The organism is Shewanella spartinae, assembly GCF_019457555.1.
In the GTDB taxonomy this organism is placed as follows: Bacteria; Pseudomonadota; Gammaproteobacteria; order Enterobacterales; family Shewanellaceae; genus Shewanella; species Shewanella loihica.
This window is the reverse complement of record NZ_CP080418.1, coordinates 774,279-787,126: the sequence shown is the minus strand read 5'-3', so window position 1 is coordinate 787,126 and position 12,848 is coordinate 774,279. Positions and strand designations below refer to the sequence as shown.

The 12,848-nt window shown below is 55.2% G+C and carries 14 protein-coding genes; 7 read left to right on the top strand and 7 right to left on the bottom strand.

Annotated features, from left to right (window positions below; genetic code table 11):
* Positions 1–370 precede the first annotated feature (370 nt).
* From rihA to K0I31_RS03530, 4 genes are all read left to right on the top strand, one after another.
* Positions 371–1,378, top strand: a complete 1,008-nt coding sequence (rihA, locus tag K0I31_RS03545; protein WP_258406565.1) for a pyrimidine-specific ribonucleoside hydrolase RihA — start codon at positions 371–373, stop codon at positions 1,376–1,378.
* Between the two features lie 43 nt (positions 1,379–1,421).
* Positions 1,422–2,336 (top strand): ribokinase, encoded by a 915-nt coding sequence (rbsK, locus tag K0I31_RS03540; RefSeq protein WP_220079923.1) that lies wholly within the window; start codon positions 1,422–1,424, stop codon positions 2,334–2,336.
* A gap of 225 nt (positions 2,337–2,561) precedes the next feature.
* Complete coding sequence (locus tag K0I31_RS03535) at positions 2,562–2,777, top strand: ribosome alternative rescue factor ArfA (RefSeq protein WP_220044274.1); 216 nt, start codon at positions 2,562–2,564, stop codon at positions 2,775–2,777.
* Between the two features lie 181 nt (positions 2,778–2,958).
* On the top strand, positions 2,959–3,900 hold the full coding sequence (locus tag K0I31_RS03530; RefSeq protein ID WP_220079922.1) for a DMT family transporter: 942 nt from the start codon (positions 2,959–2,961) through the stop codon (positions 3,898–3,900).
* Here K0I31_RS03530 and K0I31_RS03525 read toward each other — a convergent pair.
* From K0I31_RS03525 to K0I31_RS03505, 5 genes are all read right to left on the bottom strand, one after another.
* Positions 3,897–4,100 carry a hypothetical protein gene (locus K0I31_RS03525; protein WP_220079921.1) on the bottom strand — a complete coding sequence of 68 codons (204 nt, stop codon included), beginning with the start codon at positions 4,098–4,100 and terminating at the stop codon, positions 3,897–3,899. The two genes, K0I31_RS03530 and K0I31_RS03525, sit on opposite strands and share 4 nt — an antisense overlap.
* A gap of 191 nt (positions 4,101–4,291) precedes the next feature.
* Positions 4,292–5,212: a hypothetical protein gene (locus tag K0I31_RS03520; protein WP_220079920.1), complete on the bottom strand. Its 921-nt coding sequence runs from the start codon at positions 5,210–5,212 to the stop codon at positions 4,292–4,294.
* 4 nt (positions 5,213–5,216) lie between these two features.
* Positions 5,217–6,350 (bottom strand): AI-2E family transporter, encoded by a 1,134-nt coding sequence (locus tag K0I31_RS03515; protein WP_220079919.1) that lies wholly within the window; start codon positions 6,348–6,350, stop codon positions 5,217–5,219.
* 189 nt (positions 6,351–6,539) lie between these two features.
* Positions 6,540–7,619 (bottom strand): endonuclease/exonuclease/phosphatase family protein, encoded by a 1,080-nt coding sequence (locus tag K0I31_RS03510; RefSeq protein ID WP_220079918.1) that lies wholly within the window; start codon positions 7,617–7,619, stop codon positions 6,540–6,542.
* Positions 7,620–7,793: 174 nt separating this feature from the next.
* Positions 7,794–8,624, bottom strand: a complete 831-nt coding sequence (locus K0I31_RS03505) for a hypothetical protein (protein ID WP_220079917.1) — start codon at positions 8,622–8,624, stop codon at positions 7,794–7,796.
* Between the two features lie 318 nt (positions 8,625–8,942).
* Between K0I31_RS03505 and nfsB the strand changes: the two genes are divergently transcribed.
* From nfsB to K0I31_RS03490, 3 genes are all read left to right on the top strand, one after another.
* On the top strand, positions 8,943–9,596 hold the full coding sequence (gene nfsB, locus K0I31_RS03500; protein ID WP_220079916.1) for an oxygen-insensitive NAD(P)H nitroreductase: 654 nt from the start codon (positions 8,943–8,945) through the stop codon (positions 9,594–9,596).
* 162 nt (positions 9,597–9,758) lie between these two features.
* The gene (locus K0I31_RS03495) at positions 9,759–10,418 is read left to right on the top strand and encodes a DNA-J related domain-containing protein (RefSeq protein ID WP_220079915.1); all 660 of its coding nucleotides are present in this window, start codon (positions 9,759–9,761) and stop codon (positions 10,416–10,418) included.
* A gap of 184 nt (positions 10,419–10,602) precedes the next feature.
* Positions 10,603–11,265 (top strand): thiol:disulfide interchange protein DsbA/DsbL, encoded by a 663-nt coding sequence (locus K0I31_RS03490; RefSeq protein WP_220079914.1) that lies wholly within the window; start codon positions 10,603–10,605, stop codon positions 11,263–11,265.
* Between the two features lie 88 nt (positions 11,266–11,353).
* Here the strand turns inward: K0I31_RS03490 and K0I31_RS03485 are convergent, their stop codons facing one another.
* Positions 11,354–11,950: a DUF4328 domain-containing protein gene (locus K0I31_RS03485; protein WP_258406564.1), complete on the bottom strand. Its 597-nt coding sequence runs from the start codon at positions 11,948–11,950 to the stop codon at positions 11,354–11,356.
* A gap of 177 nt (positions 11,951–12,127) precedes the next feature.
* Complete coding sequence (locus K0I31_RS03480) at positions 12,128–12,535, bottom strand: hypothetical protein (RefSeq protein ID WP_220079912.1); 408 nt, start codon at positions 12,533–12,535, stop codon at positions 12,128–12,130.
* Positions 12,536–12,848: the final 313 nt, after the last annotated feature.

The window sequence follows — 12,848 nt, the reverse complement described above, 5'->3', positions numbered from 1 at the left end:
TAAACAACAATATAAGCAAAATAGAATGCGCTAATTTCGCACACCTTCAAAATTAAGCTTATGCAGCGAAAGCGCTTAATTAATAAGGCTATGCTCAATTAATCTTCGAAGGCGGGATTGCAACTCAAAAAGGCCAATCAACCGCTAACCCCATTAACCAGCAACTCGATAAGCGGCTAATGCCATCGTCAGCAACTCGATAAGCCGGCATGTCGATAAGCCGCGCATAGATAAGCCACTGAGCCGGTTTCAGTTTATCCTTGCGGCCAGAGACATGCTTTGTCTGCTTAATCACAAATTTTCATCTCAAAGATGACACACACCTAAAGCGTGTTACTCTGCCACAGGTGTCAATCAAAGGAGCATGACCATGACTCAATCAAACGCTGCCCCACATTCTCACGCAGCAAACGCTTCTCCAAAAGCCATCCGCCCGCTCGCCTCTGCGACCCCGATTATTCTCGACTGCGACCCGGGCCATGACGATGCGATCTCCCTGATCCTGGCGATGAGCAGCGAGCGCCTCAATCCGCTGGCGGTCACCACCAGCGCGGGTAACCAGACGCCGGACAAGACCCTCAACAACGCCCTGCGCATCCTGACCCTGCTCAATCGAGCCGACATGCCGGTAGCCGGCGGCGCGGTGAAGCCTCTGGCCAGGGAGCTGATTATCGCCGACAACGTCCACGGCGAGAGCGGCCTCGACGGCCCTAAGCTGCCAGATCCCAGCTTTGATCCCCTAACGCAAAACGCCATCGAGCTGATGGCCGAGAAGGTGCGTCAGAGCGCAGTACCCGTGACCTTAGTACCCTCCGGGCCACTGACCAATATCGCCCTGTTTATCGCTAACTATCCCGAGCTGCACAGCAAGGTGGAGCGTATCGTGCTGATGGGCGGCGCCGCGGGAGTTGGCAACTGGACGCCCGCCGCCGAGTTCAACATCTTCGTCGACCCAGAGGCGGCCGATATGGTGTTCAAGTCGGGCATCCCTATCACCATGTGCGGCCTGGATGTGACCCACGAGGCACAGATCATGGATGAGGATATCGAGCGGATCCGCGCCATCCCCAACCCTGTGGCCCAGTGTGTCGCCGAGCTGCTGGACTTCTTCATGATCTACCACAGAGATCCTAAGTGGGGCTTCACCGGCGCGCCGCTGCATGATCCCTGCACCATCGCCTGGCTGCTAAAACCTGAGCTGTTCACCGCCCAGGAGTGCTGGGTCGGCGTCGAGACCAAGGGGGAACATACCCAAGGGATGACGGTGGTGGATCGCTATCAGCTCACAGGCAAGACGGCTAACGCCACTGTGCTGTTTGACTTAGATCGCCAAGGCTTCGTCGACCTGATTGTCGACTGTCTCAGCGCCTATAATTAATAGCCCAGGGAGGGTTCGCCCTCCCCTCAGGCGAGAGGACACTATGACCAGACTGTTAATCCTCGGCAGTGCCAATGCCGATCATGTGATGAACCTGGAACACCTGCCCAGCCCCGGACAGACGCTGATGAGTCGCGGCTATAGGCTGGAACACGGCGGCAAGGGGGCTAATCAGGCGGTGGCTGCCGCACGCCTTAGCCAGGACGAGACCCGGGTCGACTTCATCTGTCATCTGGGCCGGGACGCAATAGGTCAGGCAATGGCCCAGGCCTGGCAGCAAGACGGCATCGCCCCCGACGGCATCACCTACACGGACGAGCAACCCACGGGCACGGCGATGATCTTCGTCGCCGATAAGGGCGAGAACATCATAGGCGTCTCAGCCGGCGCCAACGCGACCCTGACCCCCAAGGCGCTCAAGGCCCATCTTGAGCTTATCGAAAAGGCCGATTATCTGCTGGTGCAGCTGGAGACCCCGGCGGTGACTGTGCTGGATGCCTTAAAGCACGCCAAGAAGCATGGCGTGACCACCATACTCAACCCGGCACCAGCCATGGTGATCGGCAAAGATCTGTTCCGCCTGGTGGATGTGATCACCCCCAACGAGACAGAGGCCGAAGCCATCACAGGCATAGAGGTGACCGATGAGCAGAGCGCCAGAATGGCAGCGCAGATGCTGCATCAATTCGGGCCGCAGACGGTGATCATCACCCTGGGCAAGCAAGGTGCCCTGCTCAGCACCAAGGACTATTGCGCCCTGATCCCAGGCGTTCAGGTGAAAGCCGTAGACACGGTCGCCGCCGGCGATACCTTCAACGGTGCCCTCATGGTGGCTCTTGGCGAGGGCAAGTCTGTCGAGGAGGCGGTCGCCTTTGCCCACCGCGCCGCCGCCATCTCGGTAACCCGCGCCGGTGCCCAGCGCGCCATCCCCTATCGCCACGAACTGGCAGATATCTAGCAAGCTTTGGGGTTGACCCTTGCCCTCTTCTTTGAGGCAGGGGCCACCCTATTTCACCCAATACAGTTAGACATAAGTTACTGAATTAAAGAATAAAACATTATTTGCTAATTTGTGATAAAATACTGTTTGCTTTTTGAGCAATCAAGAAGTAATCTTGCGCCGCCTGACAGAGTCAGGCACGACAATACAGACAGTTTAATACTAATAGTAAGAGGAAAAATCATGAGCAAGCAATCGCGCCGCAACGCGCACGCTCCCCACGAGAGCGGCCGTGGCGTCATCAAGGACAACGCCTTAAAGGCGATAGTCACCAGCGAACTGTTTAAGATGCGCGTCGAGAAACCCAAGAAAGGCAAAGGGTCATACAAACGCCAACAACAAAAGGGGCATATGTTAAAGGGCAATGCCCCTTTTGACTTATTAAGCCCCTGCGTTTGACACCAACAAATGAGTCGATACCAAAGATCCGACTCGGCCTACATCTCGCTTTAGCCTTTGCCATAAACCATTCATCATAAATTTTTCTCAAGGCCACACTTGGCCATAGCTTTCCGATGCGAACTGGGTCAAAATCGCCTCCATCACTCTTTGCTTATTTTTGTACCAGGGCCCTGCTAGCATGTCTTCCCCTACTCAAGCCGACGCCGCGCAACTGCCGCGCCTGGTACCTGTTTCGTTTCTGGCCGTGGTGCTCATCTGGTCCACCACCCCCTTGGGGATCGTCTGGAGCAGCGAGACAGTACATCCCACCATGGCGGTACTCTCGCGCATGGTGATCGCCCTAATCATTGGCAGCCTGATCATCCTCTTTAGCAGCATACGCCTGCCCTGGCATCGCACCGCCTTCAAGCTCTACGCCTATTCGGCCATAGGCATAGTGGGCGGCATGTTGCTGAGCTATTTTGCCGCCCGTTATCTGGCCTCGGGCACCATGTCGCTGCTGTTCGGCCTCTCCCCGCTGGTGTCAGGCCTGTTAGCACAGCGGCTGCTAAACGAACCTAAATTCAGCCCCATGCGGATCATGGCGCTCATTCTGGCATTCTGCGGCCTTGGCGTGGTCTGTTCGGCCAAGCTCGCCCTGGGCAGTGATACCTGGATAGGCCTGGTGTTGATCCTCTTTGCCGTATTTCTCTTCAGCCTCAGCGGCGTGCTGATCAAGACGGTGGATCTGGCGATTCACCCCATCGCCAGCACAGTCGGTGCCTTGCTGTTTTCGACCCCCCTGTTTGCCCTGGCCTGGTTGATATTCGATTCCAGCCTGCCGGTGGAGACCTGGTCGACGCGCTCCATCGCCGCCATCTTCTACCTGGGGATCTTCGGATCCTTGATAGGCTTCATCGGCTACTTCTATATTCTGCAGCACCTCAATGCCAGCACGGTCGCCCTGGTCACACTGATCACCCCGGTATTTGCCATGGCCCTGGGCGCCCTGGTGAATCATGAGCAGATCTCCCAGACCCTGATGATAGGTGCCGGCCTGGTGCTGGCGGGGCTCGGCCTGTTTCAGTGGGGCGATACCCTGCTGGCCCGACGAAGAGCCAGGATCTCCTCACAGCTCTAACCCTTTATCAGGCTGGCCTGGCGCTCGCGTCGGGTGCAGCCCCTGTCTGCCTGGCCGCAATCTGCCTGGCGCCTGTCCGCGCCCGCCAGACGCATTAACTGGCAGATATAGTCGATACGTTGCCGGTAGGCCTCGCTGCTGGCATACAGGGTCTGATTGACCACAAATCCCAGCAGGGGAGCTTGATTGCATAACCTCATCGCCGACTCCTTATCCTCATACTCGAGGTACCTGGTTCGATAACCTAGCTGAGCATAAGGCGTACCAATCCATGAGAAAGCCACTCAAGTGGTTCAATCGGCAGGGGTTGTTAATATGATTTAGCGGTGCTTAGCAGAGGGGAAAGCCCTGGCAGCGTCAAGAAAATGCGCTTTGCAATGCAAAACGCCTCCTAATCCTCGGCCTTCACCAGATGCAGCCGACTAAGGTCCTTGTTCCACAGCTGGATGATCTTGCGGGTCTTGTCCTTGTTCCAGAAGCATTTGCCGAAGAGGATGATACCGGCCCCTTCGAGATCCTCCCGCTGCTGGATATCGTATTTCTTACACAGCTCGTCCTTCACCTCCTCGATGGGGATGCCCACATCCTTACAGTCGGCGGGATTGAGCCAGAGCAGCGCCTTGTCGGCGTGGGAGATGGTGCCCCAATACATGCGTGGAGCGTGACGCTCGTTGGGCTCGGCCTCGGCAAAGTTGACGAACAGGTTCTTGGCCCGCCAGCGATATTTGTCGTCGGTATAGACCCAGAGATCTGAGCTGGCCAGATCGCTGCCCCGCAGCAGGCTGTGGAGGAGTTTCTGTAGCCCCTGGGTCGCTATCTTAGGTTCTGGCGAGCCCTTCAACTGGGACTCAGATTCAGCTTTTGCCTCGGCTTGATTTTCGGTTTCAGCCTCGGCTTTAGACTCGGCGTTAGCGAGATAACTCCCCTTGGGGCTCTGCACGCCTTCCGCCTGAGCTTGTTTGGCCTGAGCCTGCTGCGCTGGTTGACTCTTACGCCTGGGCGGCATGCTGAAGTCTATCTTCAGGGCGTCACTCTCCAGCAGCTGCTGATTCACCTCCAGGGCATCTTGCTCCTCCTGTTTGCGACTGGCCGAGGGATTAAACTCGCTGCAGTCCACCTGATGATAGCGAGAGCCGAAACAGGCGGCCTTGCCGTCACGCGAGGCCTTGCGAAAATAGGCCTTGCCGTCACACACGGGGCAATAGAGCTGCTGGCGTAGCGCCTCTATCTCTTGCTCGCTGAGGCGCTGAAAGGTAAATACCGAATAGGTTTTCTCGGCCTGGCCCTCGACCCGGCAGACGGCATCCAGCATAGACCTACTCCGCCGTCTCGACATCGCCCGGTGACTCAGGCGCTTCCGCCTGAGCCAATACCGCCTCGGGCTCACCGCCATTTAGCCAGGCGATGAAGAGTTCATACCAGATGGCCAGCACCACGGCGCCCAGGAAGAGGCCGATGATCCCGGCAAACAGCATGCCGCCGATGGCACCTATCAATATCACAGGCATGGGCACATCCACGCCCCGGCCCATCAAGATAGGCTTGAGGATATTGTCCGAGATGCCGCCGAGGAAGATCCACACGCTGAAGATGGTTGCCGAGGTGCCCTCCATGGAGGAGTAGGCATAGCCAATCAATGGCAACACTATGATCAGCGCCGGCAGCTGGGCAATTCCCAGGAACAGGGCCACCAGGGTGAGCAGTCCGGCGGCGGGCAAGCCGAAGACAAACAGAGCCGAGCCGATCAGCATGGCCTGGATGAAGGCCACACCGACCACCCCGAGGAGCACGCTACGTATGGTGGCGGCTGTCAGACTGGTCCAGGCGTGGGCATTGGGGCCTACAGCCCGCACCGCCACTTTACTCATGGCGGCGGCGCACTGCTCTGAGTTCGCCATAAAGCCGGCGGCGATCAGTAGCGAGATGATAAACATCACCAGAGTGGCCAGGCTGCTGCCGATCACTCCGGCCAGCGCCGAGAAGCCCGCCTTGATCTCCGGCAGGAAGTGCAATATCGCCTTCTCCAGGTTGCTGGCGATGTTATGCCACACCTCAAACAGTCGCTCGCCTATGATGGGAATTTCCGCCACCCGCTGGGTCGGCTCTGGCAGGTGGATCTCGCCGCTCTGCAGCACCTTAAGGGTGTTGGAGACCCCCTCGAAGATGGAGCCCGAGACGACCACGAAAGGGGTCACCAATAGGGCGATCCCCACCAGAGCGATAAGGGTCGCGGCCAGGCCACGACGACCCTTTAACATGCGCTCCAGCCTGTGGGTCAACGGCATCAGCGCCACGGCTATGATGGCGCCCCACAGGGCCGGCACGATAAAGGGCCGCACTATGTCATAGGTCCAGATCACTAAGATGGCGAGTAGGCCGATGCGAATCGCCGATTCCGTCATATTACCGATAAACTCTTTGCGCTGCTGCGCCTTGGCTTCATTGTCCATAACTTTCCCTTCCCAGCGTGTGTAAGTGCGTACCGATAACCCGACCAAGGCCCAAAGCGTTAAACGCTAAACTAGAATCTTTGCTTTAGGCCTCACCACCTAGTCTGAGCAAAATATAGCCGATAGTGTTAATTAATCCCACAAGTAAAACAAGAATATAGCCCACATTTTGCCTCTTTGGACCTCGCCCTATTCCCTGATCTTGAGGCTGACCATCACGGGGGCGTGATCTGTGCTGTGGCTGTCGCGATCATATTGCGGATTGATCAGGTGGCTATCATAGGTGTGATACTGACTCACCTGTGCCAGACACTGATGATTATGGGGATCGAATTCGTTGGAGAGCAGGATATAGTCGATCACCTCGCCGCGATTAAGGTGATAGTGGGTCGGGGCCCGCGCCACCGAGGTAGGGCTGTACTCAGAGCGCTCATGAAGCAGGTAGGCATCCTGCAGACGATAGTCCTGAAACGCCTCCTCACCCAAGACCCCAAGCAGGCGACTATCCTCGCTCACCAGGGCCGACAACACGCCACCGGCCAGGCTATCGTTAAAATCGCCCATCAGGATCACAGGGTAGCGGGTATCGATACGACGCCTGGCGATGGCGACTCGCAGCAAGCTCGCCTCACTGCCGCGTATCAGAGAAGAAGCCCACTTGGCCGCCGCCTCGATGGCAAACAGGGCTCCACGCTTCTCAATGGTCAGGCTATCGCTCTGAGCCCCCGTTGCGGCAGGCTCGCTCCCGGAGTCTGGCGTCACCGCTAACTCGGGCTCAAACTGAGCCCGCTTGGACTTAAAATGCACCAGATAACAGTCGCAGGGGCCAAGATGCGGCAGCGCTATGGTCGCCCTCAAGGGCAGGCGGCTGTATTGGAAACCGGGGGCAATACCCATGAGGCTGGCGACCGTCTGATCTATATCGCATGGCTCATAACTAAGGATGGGGTACTTGCTGGCCAGGGCCAACACGGGATGGCGATAGATGAAGTCGTCGCTGACCTCGGGCCGGTCGACGGTAACAAAATAGGGATAACCCGCCTCGGCCAGCAGGGCCTGCAATGCTTCTATCGAAAACACCTCCTGAAAGCCGATGACGCAGGGGTCATTGCTCGCCAGGTAGCGCCTTATCCAGTCACATTTCTGCTGCCACTGGGCCTGAGTGTAGATGTTATTAAAATCGTAATAGGCGTCGGGCGGCGCGATGAAGTTGTACAGATTGAAACTGGCGATCCGTATTTGGCCCGCCGCTGCTGACGTTTGGGTCACGTCCCCTCCTCTACGCCTCTACTAACTGCCAAATCTATACTAGCGGCTAAACCTATACTAACGGCCAAACCTATACTAACGGCAAGGCCCTTACTCGCGAAAAAGCCATCATGAGTAGACAAGCCCTGCCGCTAGCACCATTACGCATCTATTCTAACTAAGGTGCAATCAGGCTTAACCCCAGGGCATGTCGAAATAGACTCTGACGAAGAGATCTTTGTTCCAGGGCAAGATCGGCAAATAGTCCGGCGAGTCCACTGGCACCCTGGCATAGGGATCCAGATTATACTCGTTATATTTCACGCTGAAGACGAGCTGACTCTTAGATGACCAATGGTCGGCATCATAGCTGAGGCGCGCCTCCAGCTGGTTCTCCAGCCAATCGCTGCCATCGTGCCACTGCTGCGCCGCCAGGCTCAGGTCGAAATCTGTACCCAGGGCAAACTGGGTCGCAGCGGCCAGCGTATAGGCGCCGGTCTTATTCTGGAAATCTTCCCTGTCATAGCCACGCATGCGCGGCACATCGTCGTCGATCTCCAGGAAGTAGTAACCGCCTCCCAGCTTAACATCGGCCTGAAAACCCTCTCTCTGATAGCCATAACCCAGGGCCGGAAACAGCCTGACTTGTTTCTCCACCGAGCTAACGGTATTACGCTTGCCCCCCAGGCTTATGTCCCAAAAGAGACGAGAGTGCTGGGATAGCGAGAAGAGGTCACCACTGGCACTGTAGTAGGAGCTAAACCAGACGGGAATATGGTCGGGGTCGAGCTCGTCCACATCATGATCCACGAAGATATTCAGCTCGCCGGTAAGCTTGATCTCACTCTCGGTAAGATGAGTCAGGCCGATACTCACCCCAGCACCTAAGGTGTGGGAGTCGGCCTCATCCACATAGTAGTCGTGTCCGCCTATGCCCAGGCGCCAGTCCAAGGCCATGGCGGGCGCACTCAGCAATGCCCCCATCAGGGGCCAGGCGATGGTGGATGAATCGATTTGAAAAGCCATGGTTTCTTCTCCGGCGTAGGCGAGTCGGACAGAGCGCTCGACTCAAGATGACAGCTCTGAAAGTTAAGCATAAATCATCTTTTTTGTCAGGTAATTAGCTTAACTTATGCGACTGCTATCCGTTGAGCAATCGCTAAGGGTTATACCTAAACGATCATATTGGCACCTCCTAACTGGCGACCGCCTATTATCAATATTTTTTTGAAAGTATATGTGACTTTCCTCTGTTTTTATCGGTGAAAGAGTCACGTAGAATCAGCCTCACTCTCGACATAAAGAATCGACATAAAGAGTCGACTCAATTACAGGATGCTTGTCATGCAACAACTCAGTTTCTACACCAATAAGCGCTACACCACTAAGGCATTCGACCCAAGCCGCAAGATCGCCGACGACAAGATCGAGGAGATCAAGCAACTGCTTCGCATGAGCCCCTCGTCGACCAACTCACAGCCTTGGCACTTCGTGCTCGCTTCGACCGAGGAAGGTAAGGCGCAGATCGCCGAGGCCACCAGCGACTTCGCCTTCAACACCGCCAAGATCCTCAACGCCTCCCACGTGCTGGTGCTCTGCACTAAGACCAACATGGATGAGGCCCACCTATTAAAGGTACTCGAGCAGGAAGATGCGGATGGCCGTTTCGCCGACGAAGCCGCCAAACAGGGTCAGCACAATGGTCGCTCCTTCTTCGCCAACATGCACAGAATCGAGTTGAAAGACAGCCAGCACTGGATGGAGAAGCAGGTCTACTTGGCGCTGGGCACCCTGCTGCTCGGGGCCAGCCTGCTGGATATCGACGCCACCCCAATCGAAGGCTTCAACGCCACTAAGCTCAACCAGGTACTGGATCTGCCGGCCAAAGGCTACGCCGCCTCTGTGGTGGTGGCCCTGGGTTATCACAGCGAGGATGACTTTAATGCCAAGCTGCCTAAGTCGCGCCTGCCTATCGAGACGCTCTTCACCGAGATCTAAGCGTCTCAACTCATGATCTGCCATAGGGCGATGCATATGCCATGCATCGCCTTTTCATTGGTTGCTGGCCCGACAAGCCCAGGCTTAACCAATAAGACTTGCGTTCTATTTTCACCATTGTCATAGTAGAAATTATCGCCAGTCACGGATGAGACTCTCTGTATGCTTCTTGCCAAATCGACCCCGACAGCCGCCAGGCTGCAAGACGCCTCATCGTCCAGCCAATGCTTCGCCATCAAAGGCGATAACCCGCTCATCTGGCCGCTCCTCACCCTGCTGCAGCGCAGCAACCGAAGCTGGAAGGTGCATCACCTGGCCGCCGCCCTACAAGAGAAAGGCCTGATGCGCGCGCTGGACACAGACCCACAGAAGGCCCTGTTTAAGCAGAACTTCCTGCTGATGAACGCCCTGTTCGAGTTACAGGCCATGCTACTGCCCGGCAGCTACCTGCAGGTCAGGGCGATGGAGATACAGATCTTTCGCATCCCTCCCAGCAATTTAGATAGCCAGCTGAGTCAGGATGACGCCCTAAGAAGCTACTATCAGGACTGGCAGCACTACGACACCTGCCCGGATATCATTCAGGAGATGCTGGAATCCTTCTGGCAGCGCTATGAGGACTATATTGGCACCCGCCACGACGCCCTGCCCAAACGTCAGGCGCTGGAGGTGTTTAAGCTGCCTCAAGACGCCAGCGACAGAGAGATACGCAAGCAGTGGCGAAAATTGGCCCTGCAATGGCACCCCGACCGTGACGGCGGCGACGCCACTCAGTTTAAGCGGGTCTGCGAGGCCTGGCAGACACTGAGAGAGTCGCGCTAGCCCCGTCACAGATCCGCCCTTTCTACCGACAAACAATACTCAGAACTTCAGCTCAGGTCACACTCTGGTCACTGTTTCTAACTGCGCCTTCAGTCATAATTAAGCTTTGGCATTTAGGCTAACCCTATTGTCGATTGACGTTAGCCATTGATTGCACAACGACGCTATCAATTTAAGGATCATCATGATTAAACATATCGCACTCGCCCTGACCCTAGCCGTGGCGCCGCTCACCAGTTTTGCCGCCCAGTTTGTCGAGGGGCAACACTTCATGACGGTGTCTGACAAGGCCCCAAGTGCCAGCCCTAAGCTGACCGAGTTCTACTCCTTCTACTGCCACAACTGCTTCAACATGGAGACTCAGTTCCTGGGAGACATCAAGGCTAACCTGGACAAGCGAGTGAGCTTCGACAGCAAGCATGTGGACTTCATGAACTCAGACATAGGCACAGAGGTAATGCGCTCACTTGGGGTGATCCAGGAGCTGGGCGTCGAAGACAAGATGGTCCACGCCATGTTTAGCGCCATTCAGGGCGAGCAAGGCGGCCACGGACACAGCCATGATCATGACCATAGCGCCCATGAGAAACCTGCTATTAATACCCGCGACGACATCAAGAAGGTGTTCGCCGATCAGAGGATCGATATCAGCAAGTATGACGAGATCGCCGATGGTAAGACGGTCAGTGGCAAGCTCGACCTGTGGCGCGCCCAGCAGCGTGAGTTCCGCATTCAGAGTGTACCCACCTTTATCGTTAACGATAAATATGCGGTCAACCTAAGCCAGATCCGCACCCTGGGTGAGCTGATCGATCTGATCAACTACCTAGCCGTCGAGCACAAATAGGCTCGGCAAAATGACATAAAAAAGGCGCCCTACGGCGCCTTTTTCGTTTCTCGTTGTTATTAATCGCATTGGCTTTAACCTTGTGGCGTTAGCCGACAACCACCTGCTGCGCCCCCTGATAGGTCTGTTGCTCCCCCCGCGCCAACGCCTCGGTCTGTGCCCGGTAAATAGTGTTAATCACACTTAGGGTAGCGAAGGCCAATAAGATAGTGGAAACCTCTGATACTTGAGCTAGCATGTTGAGATTAATGAAATCTTGTAACTCCTCTGCCTTATCTGTTAATCGATATACCACCTGACCCAGGGCATTACTGACGATCCATAGTAGCCACCACAGGCTGATGCTGGAGTTGAAGCCGCTCAAACTCCAGTTCTCGGGATCATGGCTCGCCTGCCAGATCTCATTCATCGCCTGATAGGGTTTCCAGATGCAGAAGATGGGAATGAAGAAGTAACCGATGGACCAGCCAGGAGTGAAGCTCATATCAGTGGCGCCCAGCTGACGCGCGTTGAAGTTCGCCCTGTATATCCACTTGAGGATCATGATCCCCGAAACGATAAAGACAACAAAATAGAGACCTGCCACCCCCAGCTGGCGTCGATCATTTTCGTCACCATCGGCAATCGCCTGCTCCTCTGAAGAATAAGCCCCAGACTGATAATCCATCAGCAACTGATATTCCATGTAATTGGAGCTAATCGCGAGCAATGCAACAAAGACTTGGGCATAAAGCAGATAACGCACCCATTGAGTTAATAGTCTTGCGTCTTTAAATTTAAAGATATTCCCTGACATTTTGATTTTCCTATTATGATTTCTGGCATTATCCGTTTACTAAAGCGCTAATTGTAAGGCACCAGCTCAAGGCGTCGTGCGATGCACCAGGCTTGAGGCCGCTTCATCCTCAGGGACACACTTGAAATGCACCTCCCCTTCCTGCATATGTTTAGTTTCATATTCTGATTCGGTGCGGCTCACGCCCAAGACTGATACAGAGGAAGATTTCTTGGTTTGGTCGATGGCTTCACCCGTCATCTCGATATTTTCAGAGATGATGTCGTAACTCAGTCCCTTATCACTACATATCTTATTCATGAATCCTTTAGAGGTTTTCACCACCTGTGTCTTACTGGGGTGGGCAACAAACACCTTATAGGTTCCATCGGCTAGCTCGATCACCTCGGGCATAGGAGGGATACCGTTAAGGGAGACCTGGCAGCCGCCAAGGCCGAGTAGAAACAGCAAATTCACCTTGCTCAATCTAGGCATATCTAATTAATCCTTTAATTTTTTTAGCGAAAAACATTAGGTAATGTCGGTAAATCTAGACAGCTGAAGGAGTGTATTTGCTAGGAGAGATCCCAGATGCCTTCCATGAATTGACCCATTCCCTGCACGCACCGACGAAGACGTTTATCCGCTCGCCATGGCGATATGCTCCCAAGCTAACATACTCGCAATGCTCTGCAAAGCAGGCTATGCCTAGCTCTGCTCTTAGCCCTTCACAATAAGCTTGCCAAGACCTAAACTAAATCAGGCTAGTCCACTTTCCCCGCCTTTTTAGATACCTAGGTCATATAAA

Coding starts and splice junctions, on each gene's coding strand:
- rihA (WP_258406565.1), top strand. CDS start 371: ATGACTCAATCAAACGCTGCCCCACATTCTCACGCAGCAAACGCTTCT.
- rbsK (WP_220079923.1), top strand. CDS start 1,422: ATGACCAGACTGTTAATCCTCGGCAGTGCCAATGCCGATCATGTGATG.
- K0I31_RS03535 (WP_220044274.1), top strand. CDS start 2,562: ATGAGCAAGCAATCGCGCCGCAACGCGCACGCTCCCCACGAGAGCGGC.
- K0I31_RS03530 (WP_220079922.1), top strand. CDS start 2,959: ATGTCTTCCCCTACTCAAGCCGACGCCGCGCAACTGCCGCGCCTGGTA.
- K0I31_RS03525 (WP_220079921.1), bottom strand. CDS start 4,100: ATGAGGTTATGCAATCAAGCTCCCCTGCTGGGATTTGTGGTCAATCAG.
- K0I31_RS03520 (WP_220079920.1), bottom strand. CDS start 5,212: ATGCTGGATGCCGTCTGCCGGGTCGAGGGCCAGGCCGAGAAAACCTAT.
- K0I31_RS03515 (WP_220079919.1), bottom strand. CDS start 6,350: ATGGACAATGAAGCCAAGGCGCAGCAGCGCAAAGAGTTTATCGGTAAT.
- K0I31_RS03505 (WP_220079917.1), bottom strand. CDS start 8,624: ATGGCTTTTCAAATCGATTCATCCACCATCGCCTGGCCCCTGATGGGG.
- nfsB (WP_220079916.1), top strand. CDS start 8,943: ATGCAACAACTCAGTTTCTACACCAATAAGCGCTACACCACTAAGGCA.
- K0I31_RS03495 (WP_220079915.1), top strand. CDS start 9,759: ATGCTTCTTGCCAAATCGACCCCGACAGCCGCCAGGCTGCAAGACGCC.
- K0I31_RS03490 (WP_220079914.1), top strand. CDS start 10,603: ATGATTAAACATATCGCACTCGCCCTGACCCTAGCCGTGGCGCCGCTC.
- K0I31_RS03485 (WP_258406564.1), bottom strand. CDS start 11,950: ATGGAATATCAGTTGCTGATGGATTATCAGTCTGGGGCTTATTCTTCA.
- K0I31_RS03480 (WP_220079912.1), bottom strand. CDS start 12,535: ATGCCTAGATTGAGCAAGGTGAATTTGCTGTTTCTACTCGGCCTTGGC.